Origin of the sequence: Streptomyces sp. NRRL WC-3605 (assembly GCF_001509795.1) — a bacterium.
Classification (GTDB): domain Bacteria; phylum Actinomycetota; class Actinomycetes; order Streptomycetales; family Streptomycetaceae; genus Streptomyces; species Streptomyces viridochromogenes.
In genome coordinates this window covers 64,210-85,225 of record NZ_LLZN01000113.1, presented here as the reverse complement: position 1 = coordinate 85,225, position 21,016 = coordinate 64,210, and the positions used below count along the sequence as shown (strand labels likewise).

Annotated in this window: 19 protein-coding genes and 2 tRNA genes; 3 read left to right on the top strand and 18 right to left on the bottom strand. The window is 72.5% G+C overall.

The window, feature by feature from the left end; translation table 11 throughout:
- Positions 1 to 107: 107 nt before the first annotated feature.
- The 8 genes from holA to leuS form a co-directional block, all read right to left on the bottom strand.
- Positions 108 to 1,097: a DNA polymerase III subunit delta gene (gene holA / locus ADL34_RS32870; protein WP_199835670.1), complete on the bottom strand. Its 990-nt coding sequence runs from the start codon at positions 1,095 to 1,097 to the stop codon at positions 108 to 110.
- A 70-nt stretch (positions 1,098 to 1,167) separates the two neighbouring features.
- Entirely contained in the window at positions 1,168 to 1,413 is a 246-nt protein-coding gene (locus tag ADL34_RS32865) for a hypothetical protein (RefSeq protein ID WP_062669464.1), read from the bottom strand.
- 82 nt (positions 1,414 to 1,495) lie between these two features.
- A complete protein-coding gene (locus ADL34_RS32860) occupies positions 1,496 to 2,359 on the bottom strand; it encodes an arylamine N-acetyltransferase family protein (protein WP_062739850.1) in 864 nt (287 codons plus the stop codon).
- A gap of 4 nt (positions 2,360 to 2,363) precedes the next feature.
- Positions 2,364 to 4,931 (bottom strand): ComEC/Rec2 family competence protein, encoded by a 2,568-nt coding sequence (locus ADL34_RS32855; protein WP_063892388.1) that lies wholly within the window; start codon positions 4,929 to 4,931, stop codon positions 2,364 to 2,366.
- 47 nt (positions 4,932 to 4,978) lie between these two features.
- Positions 4,979 to 6,046: a ComEA family DNA-binding protein gene (locus tag ADL34_RS35420; RefSeq protein WP_107115684.1), complete on the bottom strand. Its 1,068-nt coding sequence runs from the start codon at positions 6,044 to 6,046 to the stop codon at positions 4,979 to 4,981.
- A 199-nt stretch (positions 6,047 to 6,245) separates the two neighbouring features.
- Complete coding sequence (locus ADL34_RS32845; protein WP_062669973.1) at positions 6,246 to 7,091, bottom strand: DegV family protein; 846 nt, start codon at positions 7,089 to 7,091, stop codon at positions 6,246 to 6,248.
- 90 nt (positions 7,092 to 7,181) lie between these two features.
- Entirely contained in the window at positions 7,182 to 7,949 is a 768-nt protein-coding gene (locus ADL34_RS32840; protein WP_062669971.1) for a hypothetical protein, read from the bottom strand.
- 146 nt (positions 7,950 to 8,095) lie between these two features.
- Entirely contained in the window at positions 8,096 to 10,969 is a 2,874-nt protein-coding gene (gene leuS / locus ADL34_RS32835) for a leucine--tRNA ligase (RefSeq protein WP_062669969.1), read from the bottom strand.
- Between the two features lie 503 nt (positions 10,970 to 11,472).
- On the opposite strand from leuS, the gene ADL34_RS32830 reads away from it, so the two are divergent.
- Together ADL34_RS32830 and ADL34_RS32825 are read left to right on the top strand one after the other, a co-directional pair.
- On the top strand, positions 11,473 to 12,756 hold the full coding sequence (locus ADL34_RS32830) for a ferric reductase-like transmembrane domain-containing protein (protein WP_062669967.1): 1,284 nt from the start codon (positions 11,473 to 11,475) through the stop codon (positions 12,754 to 12,756).
- Positions 12,753 to 14,375 (top strand): NADH-quinone oxidoreductase subunit NuoF family protein, encoded by a 1,623-nt coding sequence (locus tag ADL34_RS32825; RefSeq protein ID WP_062669965.1) that lies wholly within the window; start codon positions 12,753 to 12,755, stop codon positions 14,373 to 14,375. The genes ADL34_RS32830 and ADL34_RS32825 overlap by 4 nt, the downstream gene beginning before the upstream one ends.
- Positions 14,376 to 14,520: 145 nt before the next feature.
- On the opposite strand, the gene ADL34_RS32820 is transcribed toward ADL34_RS32825, so the two are convergent.
- The 10 genes from ADL34_RS32820 to ADL34_RS36490 form a co-directional block, all read right to left on the bottom strand.
- Positions 14,521 to 14,593: transfer RNA gene (locus tag ADL34_RS32820), tRNA-Ala, on the bottom strand.
- Between the two features lie 139 nt (positions 14,594 to 14,732).
- Positions 14,733 to 14,966 (bottom strand): hypothetical protein, encoded by a 234-nt coding sequence (locus ADL34_RS32815; RefSeq protein WP_003976229.1) that lies wholly within the window; start codon positions 14,964 to 14,966, stop codon positions 14,733 to 14,735.
- Between the two features lie 3 nt (positions 14,967 to 14,969).
- On the bottom strand, positions 14,970 to 15,143 hold the full coding sequence (locus ADL34_RS35965) for a hypothetical protein (RefSeq protein ID WP_107115683.1): 174 nt from the start codon (positions 15,141 to 15,143) through the stop codon (positions 14,970 to 14,972).
- A 325-nt stretch (positions 15,144 to 15,468) separates the two neighbouring features.
- A tRNA-Ala gene (locus ADL34_RS32810) sits at positions 15,469 to 15,541 on the bottom strand.
- Positions 15,542 to 15,649: 108 nt separating this feature from the next.
- Positions 15,650 to 16,321 carry a histidine phosphatase family protein gene (locus ADL34_RS32805; protein WP_062669985.1) on the bottom strand — a complete coding sequence of 224 codons (672 nt, stop codon included), beginning with the start codon at positions 16,319 to 16,321 and terminating at the stop codon, positions 15,650 to 15,652.
- Entirely contained in the window at positions 16,318 to 16,764 is a 447-nt protein-coding gene (gene rsfS / locus ADL34_RS32800) for a ribosome silencing factor (RefSeq protein WP_062669963.1), read from the bottom strand. The genes ADL34_RS32805 and rsfS overlap by 4 nt, the downstream gene beginning before the upstream one ends.
- A gap of 97 nt (positions 16,765 to 16,861) precedes the next feature.
- Positions 16,862 to 18,544 (bottom strand): LCP family protein, encoded by a 1,683-nt coding sequence (locus tag ADL34_RS32795; RefSeq protein ID WP_062669962.1) that lies wholly within the window; start codon positions 18,542 to 18,544, stop codon positions 16,862 to 16,864.
- Between the two features lie 25 nt (positions 18,545 to 18,569).
- Positions 18,570 to 19,229, bottom strand: a complete 660-nt coding sequence (gene nadD, locus ADL34_RS32790) for a nicotinate-nucleotide adenylyltransferase (protein ID WP_062669960.1) — start codon at positions 19,227 to 19,229, stop codon at positions 18,570 to 18,572.
- A 76-nt stretch (positions 19,230 to 19,305) separates the two neighbouring features.
- The gene (locus ADL34_RS36495) at positions 19,306 to 19,470 is read right to left on the bottom strand and encodes a hypothetical protein (protein WP_086869378.1); all 165 of its coding nucleotides are present in this window, start codon (positions 19,468 to 19,470) and stop codon (positions 19,306 to 19,308) included.
- A gap of 129 nt (positions 19,471 to 19,599) precedes the next feature.
- Positions 19,600 to 19,761 carry a hypothetical protein gene (locus ADL34_RS36490; RefSeq protein WP_192806103.1) on the bottom strand — a complete coding sequence of 54 codons (162 nt, stop codon included), beginning with the start codon at positions 19,759 to 19,761 and terminating at the stop codon, positions 19,600 to 19,602.
- A 127-nt stretch (positions 19,762 to 19,888) separates the two neighbouring features.
- On the opposite strand from ADL34_RS36490, the gene ADL34_RS32785 reads away from it, so the two are divergent.
- Complete coding sequence (locus tag ADL34_RS32785) at positions 19,889 to 21,013, top strand: M48 family metallopeptidase (RefSeq protein WP_062669958.1); 1,125 nt, start codon at positions 19,889 to 19,891, stop codon at positions 21,011 to 21,013.
- The last annotated feature ends 3 nt before the right edge of the window (positions 21,014 to 21,016 follow it).

The following is a 21,016-nucleotide window of genomic DNA, read 5'->3' as shown; positions in this document are numbered from 1 at the left end:
ACCTTTCGCGTAGGGCGACAACAGCTGATACACCCGATTCTCCTCGCCCCGGTGACGCCTGTCGTTCGGACGCGTGTTCCTCGGAGGAGAAGGGCGAGCGGTGGGCGTCAGGCGCGACCTCGGGAGCGGGCGGCCCGGGCGATCGTCACGACCGCCTTCTCCAGGGCGTACTCCGGGTCGTCCCCGCCACCCTTCACCCCGGCGTCGGCCTCGGCGACCGCCCGCAGCGCGATCGCCACACCGTCGGGCGTCCAGCCCCGCATCTGCTGACGCACCCGGTCGATCTTCCAGGGCGGCATGCCCAGTTCACGGGCCAGATCGGCGGGCCGACCACCACGGGCGGACGACAGCTTGCCGATGGCCCGCACACCCTGCGCGAGCGCACTGGTGATCAGGACGGGCGCGACCCCGGTCGACAGCGACCAGCGCAGCGCCTCCAGCGCCTCCGCCGCCCGGCCCTCCACGGCCCGGTCGGCGACGGTGAAACTCGACGCCTCGGCGCGGCCCGTGTAGTAGCGCCCGACGACGGCCTCGTCGATGGTGCCCTCGACGTCCGCGACCAGCTGACTCACCGCCGACGCCAGCTCCCGCAGATCGCTGCCGATGGAGTCGACCAGGGCCTGGCACGCCTCGGGCGTGGCCGACCTGCCGGTGGCCCGGAACTCCTGCCGGACGAACGCCAGCCGGTCCGCCGGCTTGGTCATCTTCGGGCAGGCCACCTCACGCGCCCCCGCCTTGCGGGCGGCGTCGAGCAGCTTCTTGCCCTTGGCCCCACCGGCGTGCAGCAGCACCAGCGTGATCTCCTCGGCGGGAGACCCCAGATACGACGTGACGTCCTTGACGGTGTCCGCCGACAGGTCCTGCGCGTTCCGCACGACGACGACCTTGCGCTCCGCGAACAGCGACGGGCTGGTCAGCTCAGCCAGCGTGCCCGGCTGCACCTGGTCGGCGGTGAGGTCCCGTACGTCCGTGTCGGCGTCGGCGGCCCGCGCGGCGACCACCACCTCCCGCACGGCACGGTCGAGCAGCAGCTCCTCCTGACCCACGGCGAGGGTCACGGGGGCGAGGGGATCGTCGTTCGCAGTCTTCCTGGCCATCGCGTACAGCATGGCACGGGGGTACGACAACGACGGCCGGCGCCCGGAGCCGCCCGCGCGGCCGTGCGGGTCACGGCTCCTCGCGCCAGCCCTCCCACTCCCCCGCGAACGCGTCGAGCTCCTCGGGGTCGAGGCGCTCCCGCTCGTCGCGCAGCACCAGCAGCCACTGCGCGTCCTCGGCGTCGTCCTCCCCGGCCAGGGCGTCCCGCACCAGGTGCGGCTCCTCCTCGATGCCGAACCGCTCCCGCAGCGCCTCGGCGGCCTCCTCGGCCGCGTCGCGGTCGGGCAGCACCAGCACATGTCTCACATCACTCACGGGCCAATTCTCCGGCACCGGGGAGGGCAGGAGGCGGGGGCCCCGGGTGCGCGCCCGGGGGGCTCGTGACCGTGGGGCGCCGTCACCCGTTCCCGCCGGCCCCGCGGACCGCCGGCACCCGGTCCAGGACGATGCCGAACCGCTGCCGGTAGACCTCCAGCACCTCCTCGTCCGTGCCCAATTCGCGCTCCTCGCGGCTGCCGTCGGCCGCCGTCTCCTTGAACGTGCGGCCGCTGAGCGTGATCCGCCCTCCCTCCTCCGTGACCCGTGAGCACACCAGCGACTGCGTGAAGTGCGACTGGAGCGAGGTGCTGTGCCACCACGCGCCGGACACGAAGTCCGCGAGCACCCGCGGCCGCCGTTCCAGCCGGTACTCCGGCCTGCCGTCCATGGCGACCTCCAGGTCGGCCGCCTGGCCGGCCCCCGCCTCGCCTCCCCCCGCCGTCACGTCCCCGCCGCGCACCCCCGCCGCGTCAGGCCCGGCCTCGGTGATCCGGAACACCCCCGCCGGGTCCGCCTGCTCGTCGCGGACGTCGAGCGCGAGCGGATGGTGGCTGTGCGCCCCGAAGCCGACGTCCGCCAGCCAGCTGCCGCCGTCCGCCGTCCCGACCTTCAGCGCCATGTGGTCGTAGGGGATGCCGAGCTTCCGCTCCTTGCCGTGCACGCGCGCCGCGAGCAGCGTCACCTCGAAGCCGAGTGCGCCGAGCAACGCCCCGAACACGCCGTTGAGTTCGTAGCAGAACCCGCCGCGCCCGGCCCCCACCACCTTGTCCAGCAGCCGCTTCTCCTCCAGGACGATCTCCTCGCCGAGATGGATCGACAGGTTCTCGAAGGGCACGGTGCGCAGATGGCGCAGATGCAGCTCGCGCAGGGCCTCGGCGGTGGGCCGGACGGGGCGCTCGGCACCGAGACGGCTCAGGTAGGCATCGATCTCCACGGAATCCATGCCCTCAGTCTCCCGCCACGGCCAGCTCCGCACCCTCACCGGTCACCGCCAGCGCCCCGTCCCGGTCCGTGCTCAGCACCACCGCGCCCTGGGCCCGCAGCGCCGCGACCGTCCCGGGGGCGGGATGCCCGTACGGGTTGTCCACGCCCGCGGAGATGAGCGCCAGCCGCGGCGCCACCCGGCGCAACAGCCCCGGATCCTGGTACGCGGAGCCGTGGTGCGCCACCTTCAGCACGTCCACCCCGCCCAGCAGGGCCCCGGCCGGCGATCTCGACAGGGCGCGCTGGGCCGGGGGTTCGAGGTCGCCGAGCAGCAGCAGCCGCAGGCCCGCCGACCGGACGAGCAGCGTGACGCTCGCGTCGTTCGGCCCTTCCGGGGTCATCGCCGGAGCCGGTGGCGGCCACACCACGCGCCAGCTCAGGCCGCCGGTGCGGCGCTCCTCCCCGGCGGTGGCCCGTGTCACCGGGACGCCCCGCGCCGCCGCCTCCCGCCGGACGAACTCCGCCTGGTCCGCCGGTTCCTGATGGCCCGTCGTCTCGATCGCCCCGACCTGCCGGCCCCGCAGGACGCCGGGCAGGCCCGCCACGTGGTCGGCGTGGAAGTGCGTCAGGACGACCAGCGGAATGCGCGTGATGCCGAGGGTGCGCAGGCACCGGTCGGCCAGCACCGGGTCGGGTCCCGCGTCCACGACCACCCCCGTCCCCTCGCCCGCCGCGAGCACCGTCGCGTCGCCCTGCCCGACGTCGCACATCACGAACCGCCACCCCGGCGGCGGCCACCCCGTGACCACCCGGGTCAGCGGTGGCGGCTGCACCACGGCCAGCACCAGCAGCACCCCGAACGCCCCGCACCACCACGGGTGCCGCAGCAGCCGGCGCCCCGCGAGCAGCACCGCCACCGTGGCCAGGGCGAGCAGCGCCGCCCCCGTCCAGCTGCCCGGCCAGTCCACGCCCGCACCGGGCAGCGCGGCACCGGTCCGGGCGACGTCCGCGATCCACCCGGCGGGCCACCCCGCGCACCAGGCGAGCGCCTTCGCCCCCGGCATCGCCCACGGCGCCGCGGCCAGCGCCGCGAACCCCAGCACCGTCGCCGGGGCGATCGCGAACTCCGCGAGCAGGTTGCAGGGCACCGCCACCAGGCTCACCCGTGCCGACAGCACCACCACGACCGGCGCGCACAGCGCCTGCGCGGCGGCAGCGGCGGCCAGCGCCTCGGCGAGCCGCGGCGGGACCCGGCGTCTGCGCAGGGCCGTGCTCCAGCGGGGCGCGAGGGTGAGCAGGGCCCCGGTGGCCAGGACGGAGAGCAGGAAGCCGTAACTGCGGGACAGCCACGGGTCGTACAGCACCAGCAGCAGCACGGCCGTCGCGAGCGCCGGGATCAGCGACCGGCGGCGCCCGGTGGCCAGGGCGAGCAGGGTCACCGCCCCGCAGGCCGCGGCCCGCAGCACGCTCGGATCGGGCCGGCACACGACGACGAATCCGAGGGTGAGCGCCCCGCCGAGCAGCGCGGTCGTCCGAAGGGGAAGGCCGAGGCGGGGTGCGAGCCCTCGGCGCTCGGCACGCTGGGCGAGTCCGGGTGGGCCGACGAGCAGGACGAGGATGATCGTGAGGTTGCTCCCGGACGCCGCCAGTGTGTGGGCCAGGTCGGTCTCCTTGAACGCCTCGTCCAACTCCGGGGTGATCCGCGCGGTGTCCCCCACGACGAGCCCGGGCAGCAGGGCACGGGCGTCGGCGGGCAGCCCGTCGGTCGCCTCCCGCAGCCCCGCCCGCAACCGCCCCGCCAGCCGCTGGGCCGCCGACGGCTCCCCCACGACCTCCGGCACCGCGGGGTCCCGCACCCGCAGCACGGCCGCGATGTCACCGCTCTCCGACGGCGGCACGACACGGGCCGTCACCCGCACCCGGGTGGACGGCAGCAGGGCAAGCCAGGGGGAGGGACGGTCCACCGCGGTGCCGCGCGGCCGCGAGCCTGTGGAGGGCGGGGTCCGGCGCTCGACGCCGACCACCATCAGGACCGGTGTCCGGGTCACCACGGCCGTGCCGTCCCGCGTCTCCACGCGCCGTACGTCCGCGTCGAACAGCACGGCGGTCGGCGCCGGTGCCGGGCCTCGCGCCTTGGGCCGGAAGAGCCGGGGATCGGAAGTGACCTCCGCCTCGGCGATCACCGTGGCGTACCGCTCGGCGAGCCCCGGCAGCGGCCCGCGCCGCAGATCGGCTCCGTGCAGCCCGGCGGAGACGGCTGCCGCGGCGACACAGAGCAGGACGGCGGCGACCGTGACGCGCGGCCAGCGCGACCGGCCCGGCACCCCGCCCGGAGTCCGGCCGTGCCTCCGGCCCACCCGCAGGGTCAGCAGGACGCCCGCCGCAAGCAGGCAGCCGACCGCCGTGCCGGTCACCCATTCCGGTGCGGCGTCCAGCATCGTCGCGGACGTGGCCCAGGCGGCCAGGGCGGGCGGCACCAGCCGCAGATCCGTCGGCCCCTCCTGCCGGGGGTGGGACGCCCCGAGCCGACTGCCGGCCGCCGCGTGCACGGGGGCACGGGTGCCGGTGCCGTGCCGGTCCTCGATGTCCATGGAGCCCTGCTGATCGTCCCCAGCCCGCCCGCCGTACCCCTCCCCCCTCATGGCCGTACGAGGTTCCGCAGGTCGGCGAAGCGGCGGTCGCCGATGCCGTTCACGTCGCGCAGTTCGTCCACCGAGCGGAAACCGCCGTGCCGGGTGCGGTGGTCGATGATGTGCTGGGCCAGCACCGGACCCACACCCGGAAGCGTGTCGAGCTGCTCCAGCGTGGCCGTGTTGAGCGACACCGGTGCGGTGGGCGCGCCCCCGGGACCGGCGCCGCCCGACCCCACGGCCGGGGCAGGCGCGGCGGCACCCGGCGGAGCGCCGACGATCACCTGCTCACCGTCCACCAGGAAGCGGGCCTGGTTCAGCCCGTCCGTGTCCGTACCCGGCCGCACCCCACCGGCCGCGCGCAGGGCGTCGGCGACGCGCGAACCGGCGGGCAGCCGGTGCACGCCCGGTTCACGGACCTTGCCGCCCACGTCCACCACGATCTCGGCGCCGGGCGATCCCGCGGCACCCGGCCCGGCGGCAACCGTCGCGCCGGGCCCGTCCGCCCCGCTCCGCGCTTCGTCGCCGTGGGAGGCCGCCGCGCGCACCACCTCGGGTGCCCGTACGGGCTGCACCCGGCCGGCCCAGAAGTGCTGCACCGCCAGAGAGGCGGCGAGGGCGAGCACGGCGACGAGCGCGATCACACTGCGGCGCTCCAGACCGCACCGCGCCTGCACCCACACCGGCATCCGCTCCCGCAGCGCTGTCCCCAGCCTCCCCCGAAGACCTCGAGCGACCGGGCCGGCGGAAGCGGGAGCGCCATCGGGCCCAGGATCGACGCGAGCCCCGGCGCCCAGGTCCGACGCCACCGCGCCCGCCGCACCCACATCGCCCGGAGGCCCCGTCCCCGACTCCCGCCAGTCCCCGCCCCGTTCGGCGAAGATCAGCTCGGCCCGGCGGCGTAACTCCTGCGCCGAAGCCCGGCGCTGCCCCGCCCTGCCCCGGCCGCCGTCATGCGCGCCGCGCCGATGACGGACGCGGCCGTCGGAGGCGGGGCCGCGCCCGGGCCCGCTGGTGACCCTCGCGGAGCGGACCCGCGGAGATGTACCCGTCGAAGTGCGTGATCGAAGTGCCATGCGACGAGCATCCGGCACCCGTCGCATTCGCGATGATCTTGCTCAATTTCCGTGGACGGCAGGTCGGTTGTGGAGAACCGCGCCACCCCTACGAGTGACCCGCGCCCTGGTCACCCGCACGTCTATGACCCCCGCCCTGGTCACCCGCACGTCTATGACCCCCGCCCTGGTCACCCGCGCTTAGATGACCTGCGCCCGGTCACCGGGGCGAGACCACGACCCCCAGCAGACCGGGCCCGGTGTGCGCCCCGATCACCGCGCCGACCTCGCTGACATGCAGGTCGGCCAGCCCCGGCACCCGGGTGCGCAGCCGGTCCGCGAGCGCCGACGCCCGTTCGTGGGCCGCGAGATGGTGCACCGCGATGTCGACCTGGGCGCCGCCCGCCCGGTCGGCGGCGATCTCCTCCAGCCGGGCGATCGCCTTGGACGCCGTCCGCACCTTCTCCAGGAGGTCGATGCGGCCCCCGTCCAGCTGGAGCAGGGGCTTCACCGCGAGCGCGGAGCCCAGCAGCGCCTGCGCGGCCCCGATCCGGCCGCCGCGGCGCAGGTATTCGAGGGTGTCGACGTAGAAGTAGGCGGCGGTGCCCCCGGCACGCTTCTCGGCGGCGGTGACGGCCTCGTCCACGGTGCCGCCGGCCTCGGCCGTCTCGGCGGCGGCGAGCGCGCTGAATCCGAGGGCCATGGCGACCATCCCGGTGTCCACCACCCGTACCGGCACGGGTGCCTCGCGCGCCGCTAGGACGGCGGCGTCGTAGGTGCCGGAGAGTTCGGCGGACAGGTGCAGGGAGACGATGCCCGTGGCTCCGGACTCGGCGACCTTGCGGTAGTGCTCGGCGAAGACCTGGGGGCTGGGGCGCGAGGTGGTGACGGGGCGTCGCTTCTGCAACGCCTGGGCGAGGGAACGCGTCGAGATCTCGGTGCCCTCGAGGAGCGCCTGGTCGCCGAGGACCACGGTCAGGGGGACCGCGGTGATGCCGTGGCGCTGCATCGTCCGGGGCGGCAGGTAGGCCGTTGAATCGGTGACGATCGCGACATGGCGGGACATGAGCTGGAGGTTACCTGGCGTAGTGCCCGGGCGGCAGCCCGACCCCGCTCAGCCGGTGCCGTCGTGACCGGAACGGATCGTGCCGCGGGCTCAAGTCGTGCTCTCCGGGCGGGGTTTCTTCTGCCACGGATACGTCGGCCGGGCGGCCGGCGGCGTGATGGCGGGCCTCGTCGGCTCCTCGGCCTGCCGGGTCCGGGGGGTGTCCGGCCAGGTCTGCTCGGGTGCCGCCGCGGAGTCCGTGGCGGGGGCCTCGGGCCACGGGGGCGGCGCGGGGCGCTCGGAGGTGCCCGACGCCGACGGCTCGGACGTGTCGTCGGTCTGCCAGTGCCGCAGGGCCCCGGCCTCCATGTCGATCTGGGCGCCGAGGGAGTCCAGGTCGTCGTCGGCGAAGCGGCGGGCGCGGTCGCGGGCCGCCCAGCGCAGCGAGTCGGCGGAGTGCGTGATGCGCTCGGTACGTTCGCGCAGGTCCGGGAGCCGGGCGGCGAGCGTGGCGCGGTCCGGTTCGGACTCCAGGCGGCGCAGCTCGCCGTCCAGTTCATGGCCGTGGGCGCTGAGCCGCTGGAAGAGGGCGAGGGACTCCTTGACGGACCCGTCCTCGCCGGCGAGGGCCTCCAGCGCCTCCTGGGTGGCCCGCATGGAGGTGCGCAGGTCGAGGCGGAGCTGGGCGACCTCCCCGGCGGGGCCGGGGCGGCCGAACGCCTTGGCCTTGAGGGTGTGGTCCTCGACGGTGCGCCGGGCCTGGGTGATGTGCCGGTCGGCGCTGCGCTTGGCGGCGCCCACGACCTTGACGGTGGCGAACACGCCGAGCGCGACGAAGAGCACGAAGAGCAGGGCGATGACTGCGATCACTGCTTCCACGGGCTCCTCCTCCTGCCTGCCGGGACATGCCTGCCACGACATGCGACACGTCGCTTCTCCACGGTAAACGCAACGGGCAGGTCCGGAGTTCCACCGGAACCCCGAACCTGCCCGTAGGGGATCACCCCGACACGTCGTGGCGGTGCCTACGCCGGGACGATGTTCACCAGCTTCGGCGCCCGCACGATGACCTTGCGGATGCCGGCCCCGCCCAGCGCGGCGACGACCTTCTCGTCGGCCAGCGCGGCCTTCTCCAGGTCCTCGTCGGAGATCGACGGCGCGACCTCCAGGCGGGCCTTGACCTTGCCCTTGATCTGGACGACACAGGTGACGGTGTCGTCCACCAGGTACGCCGGGTCGGCGACCGGGAAGTCGTGGTGGACGACCGAGTCCGCGTGACCCAGCTTGCGCCACAGCTCCTCGGAGATGTGCGGGGCCAGCGGCGCGACCATCAGCACCAGGGCCTCGGCGACGGAGCGGGAGACGGCGCCGCCCGCCTTCGTCAGGTGGTTGTTCAGCTCGGTGACCTTGGCGATGGCGGTGTTGAACCGCATGTTCTCCAGGTCGCCGCGCACGCCGTCGATCGCCTTGTGCAGGGCGCGCAGCGTCTCCTCGTCGGGCTCGGCGTCGACGACGGTCACCTCGCCGGTGGTCTCGTCGACGACGTTGCGCCACAGGCGCTGCAGCAGCCGGAACTGGCCGACCACCGCGCGGGTGTCCCACGGCCGGGACACGTCCAGCGGGCCCATGGCCATCTCGTACAGGCGCAGGGTGTCGGCACCGTACTCGGCGCAGATCTCGTCCGGAGTGACGGCGTTCTTCAGGGACTTGCCCATCTTGCCCAGCAGCCGGGAGACCTTCTCGCCCTGGTACCAGTAGGCGCCGTCGCGCTCCTCGACCTCGGCGGCCGGTACGGCGATCCCCCGCGCGTCGCGGTAGACGTAGGCCTGGATCATGCCCTGGTTGAACAGCTTGTGGAACGGCTCGGCGGAGGAGACGTGCCCCAGGTCGTACAGCACCTTGGACCAGAAGCGGGCGTACAGCAGGTGCAGCACGGCGTGCTCGGCGCCGCCGACGTACAGGTCGACACCGCCGTGCGGCATGCCCGCGCGCGGGCCCATCCAGTACTGCTCGATCTCGGGGTCGACCAGCCGCTCGTCGTTGTGCGGGTCCAGGTAGCGCAGCTCGTACCAGCAGGAGCCGGCCCAGTTGGGCATGGTGTTGGTCTCGCGCCGGTAGCGCTTGGGGCCGTCGCCCAGGTCCAGGGTGACGTTCACCCAGTCCTCGTTGCGGGACAGCGGCGTCTCGGGCTGGGTGTCGGCGTCGTCCGGGTCGAAGGTACGCGGGCTGTAGTCCTCGACCTCGGGCAGCTCCAGCGGCAGCATCGACTCGGGCAGCGCGTGGGCGATGCCGTCCTCGTCGTAGACGATCGGGAAGGGCTCGCCCCAGTAGCGCTGGCGGCTGAACAGCCAGTCGCGCAGCCGGAAGTTGACGGTGCCCTCGCCGTGGCCCTCCTTCTGCAGCCACTCGGTGATGCGCGCCTTGGCCTCGACGACACCCAGGCCGTCCAGGGAGACGTGGTCGCCGGAGGAGTTGACGATCTTCGCGTCGTAGGAGACGAAGGCGTCGTCCCACGCCGAGGGGTCGGTGCCGCGGCCGTCGGTGGGCTCGACCACGCAGACGACGGGCAGTTCGAAGGCGCGCGCGAACGCGAAGTCGCGCGAGTCGTGGGCCGGGACGGCCATGATCGCGCCGGTGCCGTAGCCCATCAGGACGTAGTCGGCGATGAAGACGGGGACCTTCTCGCCGTTGACCGGGTTGGTCGCGTACGAGCCGGTGAAGACGCCGGTCTTGTCCTTGGCCTCGGCCTGGCGCTCGACGTCGGACTTGGAGGCGGCCTGCGCGCGGTAGGCGGCGACGGCCTCGGCGGGCGTGGCGTGGCCGCCGGTCCACACCTCGTGGGTGCCCTCGGGCCAGGCGTCCGGGGTGAACTTCTCGACCAGCGGGTGCTCGGGCGCCAGCACCATGTAGGTAGCGCCGAACAGGGTGTCGGGGCGCGTGGTGAAGACGGTGATGTTCTCTCCGTCGATCGGGAAGTCGACGCGGGCGCCCTCGGAGCGGCCGATCCAGTTGCGCTGCTGCAGCTTGATGGCCTCGGGCCAGTCCAGGGCGTCCAGGTCGTCCAGCAGCCGGTCGGCGTAGGCGGTGATGCGCATGTTCCACTGGCGCAGCTTGGCCTTGAAGACCGGGAAGTTGCCGCGCTCTGAGCGCCCGTCGGCGGTGACCTCCTCGTTGGCCAGCACGGTGCCCAGCCCGGGGCACCAGTTGACCGGCGCGTCGGAGGCATAGGCCAGCCGGTACTCGCCCAGGACGTCGGCGCGCTCGGCGGCGCTCAGCTCGCTCCACGCGCGCGTGTGGCCGGGGACGCCCCGCTCACCCGACTCGAACGCGGCGACCAGCTCGGAGATCGGCCGGGCCTTGCCCGCCTCGTCGTCGTACCAGGAGTTGAAGATCTGCAGGAAGATCCACTGGGTCCACTTGTAGTAGTCCGGGTCGATCGTGGCGAACGACCGGCGCTTGTCGTGGCCCAGGCCCAGCCGGCGCAGCTGGACCTGCATGTTCTTGATGTTGGCCTCGGTGGAGACACGCGGGTGCGTGCCCGTCTGCACCGCGTACTGCTCGGCGGGCAGGCCGAAGGCGTCGAAGCCCAGGGTGTGCAGGACGTTGTGCCCGGTCATGCGCTGGAAGCGGGCGAAGACGTCGGTGGCGATGTACCCCAGCGGGTGGCCGACGTGCAGGCCGGCCCCGGACGGATAGGGGAACATGTCCATGATGAACTTCTTGGGCTTGGCGGCCAGCTCGGGGTCGCCCGCCAGATCGCCCTTGGGGTTGGGAGCCGCGTACGTGCCCTCGGCGTCCCAGAAGTCCTGCCAGCGTGCCTCGATCTCGGCCGCCAGGGCAGCCGTGTAGCGGTGCGGCGCGGCCACCTCGGCGGCGGCAGCGGGGTTCGTCTCGCTCATGATCCTCAAAGCTCCATCGATCGTCTCTGCCCGCGGCTGCGATTGTCGAAAAACGAAAAATCCCCTCGCACAGGAGGGGACGCCGCGCCGATGCCGACCATCCGAATCGCCCGGTGGTCGGGAGTGATCAGCGCGGCTCGCTAAGCAGAAGGCGTACGGCACGCATGGCGTCAGGGTACCGCAGCGCCGGAGCGGGGAGCGACGGACTTCCGGTGGGCGCGCGCGTGAACATCCGCGCCTCCGGCTGCGTACCTGAGAGTTGTGAAGACATGGAAAAGCTGAACGATGTTCAATTGTTACCTGGCGTAACAGACGCTAAGGGACATCGGACGCCCCTCGCGGCCCGTAGATAACAACGCAATAACTCAAACGCCGTACCCCCCGGTATGGAGCCACTTAGAGTGCGGCACCGGGACCGCCTTCCCGAACCGCTCGGAGTTGCCCCCATGAACCCTCGTCGTAGTAACAGTTCGCTCCCCCAGCCGGGCCGGTCGGCCTACGGGGTGGCGACGGCCGCCGTTCTGCTGCTCATACCCCTGGTCGTCCTGCTCGGCGGCGCCTGGCTCCAGGAATTCCTCAACTTCGGCGCCGGCGTCCTGTCGCTCGTGTGTCTCACCTGCTCGGTGATCTGGGGCCTGGTCGCCCAGGACCGGATGATCCTCGACACCCGCCAGCGGATCATCGCCCAGGGTGTCCACCGGGTCACCGCCGTGGCCTCGATCGCGTTCCTGCTGGTGCACATCGGCGTCAAACTGGCACTGGACCATGCCAGCTTCATGGCCGCGGTCATCCCGTTCAGCCTCGTGTTCTTCGGCGGCGACGAGATCCCGGGCAGTGCCTTCCTGATCGGCCTGGGCTCGATGGCCGCTCTGCTCATGATCTTCGTCGGCGTCACCGGCGCCCTGCGCAACCGGTTCGCCTCCCCCGCGCCGGTCGCCGCCCGCTGGCGCGCGATGCACATGCTGGCCTACCCGGCCTGGTGCGCCGCCCTGATCCACGGCCTGTTCGCGGGGCGCCCGGCGAAGACCTTCTTCATGGTCAGCTACGAGCTGTGCGTGGTCGGCGTGGCCGCCGCCCTCGCCCTGCGGGCCGCGCCGCGCCCGGTCAAGCGGAAGTTCGCCGACCGGCTCGCCCAGATCATCGGCAACGAGCCGGGCGTCCGCGAGGGCCTCGAGGAGAGCCGCGCGCGGGCGGCGGCCGGATCGGCCGCGGCGGGCTCCGACAGCCCGCGCGCCGAGCGGCGCTCCTCGCGTGAGGACCGCGGCGGCCGCGGCGGACCCCTGCCCGGCATGCCGGCCCAGCCCCCGTCGGCCGCCGAGACCACGGGGGGCTTCGCCGCCGCCTACCGGGCCGTCTCCCCGCGCTCCGGCGGCGGCCAGGAGCCGTACGCGGGAGACCGGACGGCCCGGATGGACCTGCCGTTCGACACCCAGCCCACCCAGGCCGTCCCGCGCGACGGCGGCACGGGCAGCTGGCCGATCCCCTCCCCGCCGCCGGTCGGCGAGGCACCCCCCTCGGCCTACGACCCGCTCAACGACACCGGCTTCAACAACATCCCCGCCTACGGCAGCCAGGGCGCCCCGTCCTACGGTGGCGGCGCGGCGGGCTACGGGTCGAGTGATGTGTACGACACCTCCGAGACAAACGCCGTCTTCGGTACGTACAACCAGAACGACACGTACAACAACAGCGGTCCCGCCACCCAAACGATGCCCGGTGCCCCCTACGACTTCGACGCACCGGGTCCGGGCGAACCTTGGAACACGCCTTCCGGAGGCTTTAAGTGAACGAGGCCCTGCCCGACGTTCCCGAAGTCCGCGTGGTCGGTCTTCCCCAGCTCACGTCGGGCTTCGACCTTGTGGAACGGCTCGACCTGCCCATGCACCTCAAGGTGCACGGGCCGCTGGAACCGATGGGCGGCGAGCAGCTCGCGAAGCTCGCCGAGAACATCAACCTCAAGGGGCGCGGCGGCGCGGGCTTCCCCTTCCACAAGAAGCTGCGCTCGGTCGCCGAGTCCGCGATCAAGCGCGGGGTGCGGCCGGTCGTCGTCGTCAACGGCAGTGAGGACGAACCGGCCTGCCGCAAGGACACGGTGATGATCAACCGTGCCCCGCACCTGATCCTGGACGGCGCCCTGCTGGTCGCCGAGGCCCTGGGAGCCCGCACGCTCGTGGTGGGGGTCACCCGGGAGTCCACCCAGCGGTCCATGGAGGCCGCGCTCGCCGAACGCGGCCTGAGCAACAGCCGCCGCTCGGCGCTGCGCGCGTTCGTGCAGCGCAACCCGGTGCGCATGGTGACCGGCGCGGCCGCGTCCCTGATCCGCTCCATCGACGGCGGCCCGGCGATCCCGCCCGGCCGCAAGGTCAGCGCCTCGCAGAACGGCGTCGGCGGCGCGCCGACCCTGCTGTCGAACGCCGAGACGTTCGCCCAGCTGGCCATCGCCGCCCGCATCGGCCCGGAGCGCTACGGCAACACCGGCCTGTACGACGAGCCGGGCACCGTGATGCTCACGGTCTCCGGCGCGGTGGCGCGCCCCATGGTCATCGAGGTCCCCACGGGCGTGCCGCTGCGCTACGTGCTCCAGCTCGCCGGGGCCCCGCCGATCCCGCAGGGCGTGCTGACCGGCGGCTACCACGGCAAGTGGATCGACGCGGCGACGGTGAACGAGGCGATCGTCTCCCGCAACTCACTGGACGCGGTGGGCGGTTCGCTGGGCGCCGGCGCCATTCTGCCGATCAGTCAGGAGACCTGCCCGCTGGGCGAGTCGCTGCGGGTGGCGCAGTGGCTGGCCGAGGAGAGCGCCGGCCAGTGCGGGCCGTGCTACCTCGGTCTGCCCGCCGCGGCGCGCGGCCTGGAGGACATCATCAACGGCGGTGGCCCGGCCGCCCTGGAGGCGCTGAAGCAGGTCGCCAAGAACGTGAAGCGGCGCGGCGCCTGCTCGCACCCGGACGGCTCGGCGATGTTCCTCGAGTCGACCATCAAGGCGTTCACGGACGACCTCGCCGCCCATGTCCTCGGCAACGGCTGCGGACGGCCCGTGGAGGGCGTTCTGCCGCTGTTCGAGGGCGGCAGGGCTCCGACGGGCATCCCGGGCGGCGCCGAGGCCGAGGAGAGCGGCCCCAGCCGGCAGAAGATCTTCGTCGACTGGACGCTGTGCCGGGGCCACGGCCTGTGCGCGGACATCCTCCCGGAGGTCTTCCAGCTCGGCGCCGACGGCTTCCCGACCGTCGCCCAGGCCATGGTGCCGCGCTACGCGGAGGCCAAGGCCCTGCGGGCGGTGCGGCGTTGCCCGGCGCTCGCCCTGCGCATCGAGGAGGACACCCGGACGCAGGCTCCGACCCGCTCCAACCTGCCGGTGCTGTCCCAGGGCCGCGAGGGCCGGGGCCGGCGGGCGCTGGGCCGCTGAGGGGCCGTACACGCGCGTGCAGGGGCCGTCCGATCCGGGCGGCCCCTTCGTGCGTCCCGTTCCCGCGTCGCCGGCGCAACGGCACCCGCGCGGCGGGCACATGAAAAAGATCCCCCGGGTCTAGTCGACCCGGGGGATCTCACTGTGGAGCTAAGGAGAATTGAACTCCTGACCTCCTGCATGCCATGCAGGCGCTCTACCAACTGAGCTATAGCCCCTTGCTTCGTCCGCCCGGTTTCCCCGGCGGCGACGCCAACTTTACCGGTCGAGGGGGTGCAGCACCAAATCCATTACCCGCGCGCCCGATGTGTCCATCAATGTCGGATTTCATGACAGTTGAGGGACCCGCGGGACGCGTCACGCCGTGACGAAGGAATAGAAGCGCTTGAGCGTGCAGTGCTCCTCGAGCAGCCGTCCGTAGATCGGCTCCCCCTCGAGTTCCCGGTAGGTCTCGATGGGGTCGCCTTTTATGATCAGCGCCCGCGCGCATTCCTCGCACCAGTACTGGTAGTCGGGGTTCACCGGTTCCATGTCACGGACGATCGGCGTTCCGCTGCCGCACCAGTCGCACTTTCGCCTGTGTGCACCCATCGATCAGCTCCAGCTGTGGCCGCAGGCCGTGCACACGTAGGAGATCCCGCCGTTGTCCCCGAGAAGCTGGGCGACGTGGGCGGAACCGCAGGAAGGGCAGCTGAGGCGAGTGATCGTGTCCCGTGCCAATGCCGTCTCGGAGAGGTGACCGACCTCTCCGAGGATGCTCGCAGGCATCACTGCTCCCTCCCGTCGGGACGCGCCCCCTTCCGGCCGTTTGATTCTGCCACGGCCGGGCCAATACGGTCAGCGACGCCTCAGTACCAGTCCGGACACGGCGGGCCCGGCGGCGTACGGGACCGCGCGTCCACCGCGCCTGGACGCCTCCTGAAGAGGTATACGCCTGCGGGGCCCAAGTCACTCAAGCAGGAGCGGAACAGTTCGCGAGGGACGTGTCCCGTGCGAACCGGCCTCGTACCGGAGGACGTTGGTCAGGGCACCCGTGCCGGATACCAAAGATCCCGCCGATCTGATCGATCGGCGGGATCTTGTTGTCTCGCTGTGGAGCTAAGGAGAATTGAACTCCTGACCTCCTGCATGCCATGCAGGCGCTCTACCAACTGAGCTATAGCCCCTTGTCGCCGTTCTTCCCGCTCAGCGGGGCGAACAAGAAGAACTTTAGCCTGCGACCTGCCGGAAAGTGAAATCCGGGTCCCGGGCCGCCCCGGCCGGGACCGTCGGCGTCAGTCGTCGTCGCCGAGCACCGGCTCCGGCAGGGTGCCGGCGTTGTGCTCCAGCAGACGCCAGCCGCGGGCGCCCTCGCCGAGGACGGACCAGCAGCAGTTCGACAGGCCGCCCAGGCTCTCCCAGTGGTGCGGCTCCAGACCCAGCAGGCGGCCGATGGTCGTACGGAGCGTGCCGCCGTGGCTGACCACGACGAGCGTGCCGTCCGCGGGGAGCTTCTCGGCGTGCCGCAGCACCACCGGGGCGGCGCGGTCGGCGACCTCGGTCTCCAGCTCGCCGCCGCCGCGGCGGACCGGCTCACCGCGCTTCCACGCGGCGTACTCCTCGCCGTACCGGCCGATGATCTCCTCGTGCGTCAGGCCCTGCCAGACACCCGCGTAGGTCTCCCGCAGAGCCTCGTCGTGGGTCACTTCGAGGCCGGTGAGTTCCGCCAGCTCGGCGGCGGTGCGGGCGGCGCGCCGGAGGTCGGAGGCGATGATCGCGTCCGGCTTGAGACCGGCGAGCAGCCGGGCGGCGCGGCGGGCCTGGGAGACGCCCACCTCGGTCAGGTCGACGTCCGTGGAGCCCTGGAAGCGGCGCTCCACGTTCCACGAGGTCTGGCCGTGCCGCCAGAGGATGAGCCGGCGGCCCCGGCCGGGGCGGCCGGGGGTCACCTCACCGGTGGCGCTCACCGCCACTCACCGTCCAGCTCGGCAGCCTCCTCCGCGGCCTGGAGCTTGGCGTGCTCGGCGGCCTTGCCGCGGGTCGCCTTGGCGTCCTCGGGCAGGTCGAGCTCGGGGCAGTCCTTCCACAGCCGCTCCAGGGCGTAGAAGACGCGCTCCTCGCTGTGCTGGACGTGGACGACGATGTCGACGTAGTCCAGCAGCACCCAGCGGGCCTCGCGGTCGCCCTCACGGCGCACCGGCTTGGCGCCGAGCTCCTTGTTCAGCCGCTCCTCGATCTCGTCGACGATCGACTTGACCTGGCGGTCGTTGGGCGCGGAGGCGAGCAGGAAGGCGTCGGTGATCGACAGGACGTCGCTCACGTCGTAGGCGATGATGTCGTGCGCGAGCTTGTCGGCGGCGGCCTGCGCGGCGGTGCGGACGAGCTCGGTCGAACGGTCGGTAGCGGTCACTACAAGGCTTTCGGTCGGTGGACACTTGCCTCCAAGGGTCTCACGGACCGGTGACAGCACCCCACGCGATGAGCGCCGCGCGTGGGGTGCCGGGTGCTCACGGGGACGGGTCGTAGTCCTGTCCGAGGACCACCGTCACATCCGCGTTGGCGGACACCTCGCCCTTGCGGACCGCGCCCGCGGGCAGGCCCAGGGTCTTGGCGACCTCGGCGGCGTCGGCCTTGTCGGCGGCGTCGGCGTAGCGGACCTGGCTGGCCGCCGCGGCGGACGCGGTGCCGCCCTCCAGGAAGGTGAAGCCGCCGTTGAGCAGCACCACGCGCGCCTTGGCGGAGTTGTCCTTGACGCCGGTGGCGTTGCGGACGGACACGCGGACCGCGGCGTCCTTGTCGGGGCTCTTCGCGGTGCCGCCCAGGACGTCCTTGACGACGCTCGCGCTGGCCTCCTGACCGAGGGTGCCGTCGTCCTGCACGGGCAGCAGGGCCGTCTTGTAGTCGCCGCCCTTGGCCAGGTCGGCGAGCCGGGCGAGGAACGCGCCGAGGTCCTTCTCGGTCAGCGGCGGCTCGATGATCATGCCGAGGGTCCGCACGGTGGTGGTGGCGCCGCCCGCGTCCGAGGTCAGCTTGCGCAGCACGGCCTGGACGACCTGTCCGAACCGCTGGAGCTGGGCGTTCTGGGCCTCGCCGGAGCCCTGGTAGGTGGCGTAGGCGACGGCCGTCTTGCCGCTGAGGGTCTGCGCCTTGCCCTTGCGGACGAGGGGGGCGGCGCCCTTGGACTTGGCCGAGGGGTCGGGCACGTTCGTGTCGGTGTCGACCTCGATGTTGCCGATCAGGTCGACGAGGTTCTGCAGATAAGGGGTGTCCAGCCGCCAGGTGCCCTGGATCTCGGTGCCCAGGACGGTGTCGATGGCGTCGCGGGTGCCGGAGGAGCCGTCGTCGTCGACGGACTTGGCCAGGGTGGTCGTGCTGCCGTCGTCGGAGCCGAGGGCGAGGGAGTTCGGCAGCAGGACGGTGGTGCCCTGCTGGGTGGTGGTGTTGTCGACGAGCAGGGCCGTGGAGGTGCCGCCCTTGGCGGTGTTGTGCAGATGGACGACGATCACGTCGCGCTTCTGCGCGCCGGCGGGCGTCGCGCTGTTCGTCTTACCGTCCGACGAGCCGAGGCCGGGGAGCTTCCCGGCGTACCAGAGGTAGCCGACGCCGCCGGCCGCGACGAGGGCGAGGACGACGACGAGCGCGATCACGCGCGCGCGTGCCCGCCGCTTGGCCTCCTCGCGCCGCTCGGTGCGGTTCTCGGTGAACTTCAGCCAGTCGATGACGTCCTCGGAGTCCTGGTCGGGCTCCTCGACGAACGCGAACTGCTCGGTGCGGTAGTCCCGGTCGACGCGCTCCTCGGTGCCGGTGTCCGGCTCCTCGGCGGGGCCGGCCTGCTGCGGGATGTAGGCGGTCTGCTCGGCGACCTGGGGCCGGCGGCCACTGGCGGCGGTCTGCCCGTACGGGTCGTAGGGCGCCTGCGTGCCGGTGTCGTACGGGTCGTAGGCGGAGGCCGGCGCCTGCGGACCGGTGTCGCCGTAGGGGTCGTACGGCGGGGTCTGCTGCTGGGCGCCGGTCGCGTACGCGTCGTATCCGTAGCCTTGCTGAGCGTAGGGGTCGTAGTGCTGCTGGGGCTGCTGCTGCGCCGGGACCTGCCGGTACACCGGCTGCCCGTACTCGTCGTAGCCGACCAGTTCGTACGGGACGTCCCCGTAACCCCCGTCCCCGTAGCCCGCGTCGTATCGGTCGTTCACCGTAGCCCCTCTCGGCTCACTCGCCTCACTCGCCGCGGTACAGCTCGCGCTTGTCGATGTAGCGCACGACACCGTCCGGCACCAGATACCAGATGGGGTCCTTCTTCGCGACTCTCGCCCGGCAATCGGTGGACGAGATGGCCAGCGCGGGGACCTCGACCAGGGAGACGCCGCCCTCGGGCAGGCCGGCGTCGTCGAGCTGGTGGCCGGGGCGGGTGACCCCGACGAAGTGCGCGAGGGAGAACAGCTCCTCGGAGTCGCGCCAGGTCAGGATCTGGCCGAGGGCGTCGGCGCCGGTGATGAAGAAGAGGTCCGTGTCGGGGTTCAGCGCGCGCAGGTCGCGCAGCGTGTCCACGGTGTAGGTCGGGCCGCCGCGGTCGATGTCGATGCGGCTGACGGAGAACTGCGGGTTCTCCGCCGTGGCGATGACCGTCATCAGATAGCGGTCCTCGGCCGGGGAGACGTGCCGGTGGCTCTTCTGCCACGGCTGGCCGGTCGGCACGAACACGACCTCGTCCAGGTGGAACCGCGCGGCGACCTCGCTGGCCGCGACGAGGTGGCCGTGGTGGATCGGGTCGAACGTTCCGCCCATGACGCCGAGACGGCGCTTGCCGGGGTTCGTCGGTCCGTTGCCGGGGTTCGTCGGTCCGTTGCCGGGGCCGGTAGGCATGTCCTGCTCTCCCATGCGTGCAGACCCTACCGGCCCCGCCTGAGAGCCCCGGCCGGCGGTCGCGCGGGCGGAGCCTGAGGACCGGCCGGGATCAGCGGTCGCGGTTGAAGCGGGTGGTGATCCACAGCAGCAGCAGGAGGATGACGAAGGCACCGCCGCCGGTGAGCAGCGGGCTGATGCTGTCGTGGTTGCCGCCGTGCTCCTCGCCCTCGGCGGCGAGAGTGACCAACTGGGCAGCTGCGCTGTGGAAGCTCATCTTCGGCGTGACCTATCGGTGTGGGCGGGATAAAGACGTCGGCTCATCGTATGCGGCCGCCATGACGGCGATCACGCCGACTCCACCGTTGGTGGTGCTCCGGCCCACCCGGGGAACCTTCCCCGGGGCTCAGTCGTCCTTCTGCCTGTAGCCCCGCAGCAGGAACCACGCGGTCAGCACACACCCCACGACCATCACGATCAGCACGATCCGGAGCAGATTGCCCGACCCCGGCTGCTCGGCCGCGCGTGCGGCCTCGGTGACCCAGGCGGCCGCGGTGGTGTGCTCCATGACGCCGAACTCCTTCGCTGTAGTGCCCGTCCACGGTAACTCCGCCTAGGCTGGGCCCAGCCTCGGGGACGCAAAGGGCCGCACAAGGGTCCGCAAAAGGCCACACTCACGCACATGGGGGAAAGACATGTCCGACGGCCACGAGCACAGCGGGCGGGAGCAGGTGCCGAGCAGGCGGCGCACGCGTTTCCCGGGGATCTCCTCGCGGGCGTACGAGCACCCCGCGGACCGCTCCGCCCTGGTGGCCCTGCGCAAGCTCACCGGCTTCGACACGGTCTTCAAGGCGCTCAGCGGCCTGCTGCCCGAGCGCAGTCTGCGGCTGCTGTTCCTGTCGGACTCGGTCCGGGTCTCCGACGAGCAGTTCGCGCACCTGAACGACATGCTGCGGGACGCCTGCTACATCCTGGACCTGGAGAAGGTCCCCCCGATGTACGTCAACCAGGACCCGGTGCCCAACGCGATGTGCATCGGCCTGGACGAGCCGATCATCGTGGTCACGACCGGGCTGCTGGAGCTGCTCGACGAGGAGGAGATGCGGGCCGTCGTGGGCCACGAGGTGGGCCACGCGCTCTCCGGCCACTCGGTGTACCGCACGATCCTGCTGTTCCTGACCAGCCTCGCGGTCCGGGTCGCCTGGATCCCCCTGGGCAACCTGGCGATCATGGCGATCGTGACGGCGCTGCGGGAGTGGTTCCGCAAGTCCGAGCTCTCCGCCGACCGGGCCGGCCTGCTCGTCGGCCAGGACCTTCAGGCGTCCATGCGCGGCCTGATGAAGCTCGCGGGCGGCCACCATCTGCACGAGATGAACGTGGACGCCTTCCTGAAGCAGGCCGAGGAGTACGAGGCGGGCGGCGACCTGCGCGACTCGGTCCTGAAGATCCTGAACGTCCTGCCCCGCTCGCACCCCTTCACCACGGTCCGCGCGGCCGAGCTGAAGCGGTGGGCGGAGTCCCGCGACTTCCAGCGGATCATGGACGGCCACTACCCGCGCCGCTCCGAGGACAAGGACACGTCGGTGACGGACTCCTTCCGTGATTCGGCGTCCCACTACGCCGGCCATGTGAAGTCGTCCAAGGACCCGCTGATGAAGCTGGTCTCGGACATCGCCGGCGGCGCGGGCGACCTGGGCGGCCGGGTCCGCAGGGGCTTCGGCGGCTTCACCGGCTCGGGTCCGGCGCCGAAGGACGGGCCGGCGCGCGAGGACGGGGACGCGCGCGAGGACGGGGAGGGCGCCGCGGGCGGCACCGCCTGAGGC

Bases quoted from the DNA above. Each gene is read 5' to 3' on its own strand.
- ADL34_RS32815 (WP_003976229.1), bottom strand. From the start codon at position 14,966: ATGGGTGCACACAGGCGAAAGTGCGACTGGTGCGGCAGCGGAACGCCG.
- ADL34_RS32855 (WP_063892388.1), bottom strand. From the start codon at position 4,931: ATGGACATCGAGGACCGGCACGGCACCGGCACCCGTGCCCCCGTGCAC.
- nadD (WP_062669960.1), bottom strand. From the start codon at position 19,229: ATGGGAGAGCAGGACATGCCTACCGGCCCCGGCAACGGACCGACGAAC.
- ADL34_RS32845 (WP_062669973.1), bottom strand. From the start codon at position 7,091: ATGTCCCGCCATGTCGCGATCGTCACCGATTCAACGGCCTACCTGCCG.
- ADL34_RS35965 (WP_107115683.1), bottom strand. From the start codon at position 15,143: ATGCCTGCGAGCATCCTCGGAGAGGTCGGTCACCTCTCCGAGACGGCA.
- ADL34_RS36495 (WP_086869378.1), bottom strand. From the start codon at position 19,470: ATGAGCTTCCACAGCGCAGCTGCCCAGTTGGTCACTCTCGCCGCCGAG.
- ADL34_RS32860 (WP_062739850.1), bottom strand. From the start codon at position 2,359: ATGGATTCCGTGGAGATCGATGCCTACCTGAGCCGTCTCGGTGCCGAG.
- ADL34_RS36490 (WP_192806103.1), bottom strand. From the start codon at position 19,761: ATGGAGCACACCACCGCGGCCGCCTGGGTCACCGAGGCCGCACGCGCG.
- leuS (WP_062669969.1), bottom strand. From the start codon at position 10,969: ATGAGCGAGACGAACCCCGCTGCCGCCGCCGAGGTGGCCGCGCCGCAC.
- holA (WP_199835670.1), bottom strand. From the start codon at position 1,097: ATGGCCAGGAAGACTGCGAACGACGATCCCCTCGCCCCCGTGACCCTC.
- ADL34_RS32785 (WP_062669958.1), top strand. From the start codon at position 19,889: ATGTCCGACGGCCACGAGCACAGCGGGCGGGAGCAGGTGCCGAGCAGG.
- ADL34_RS35420 (WP_107115684.1), bottom strand. From the start codon at position 6,046: ATGGCACTTCGATCACGCACTTCGACGGGTACATCTCCGCGGGTCCGC.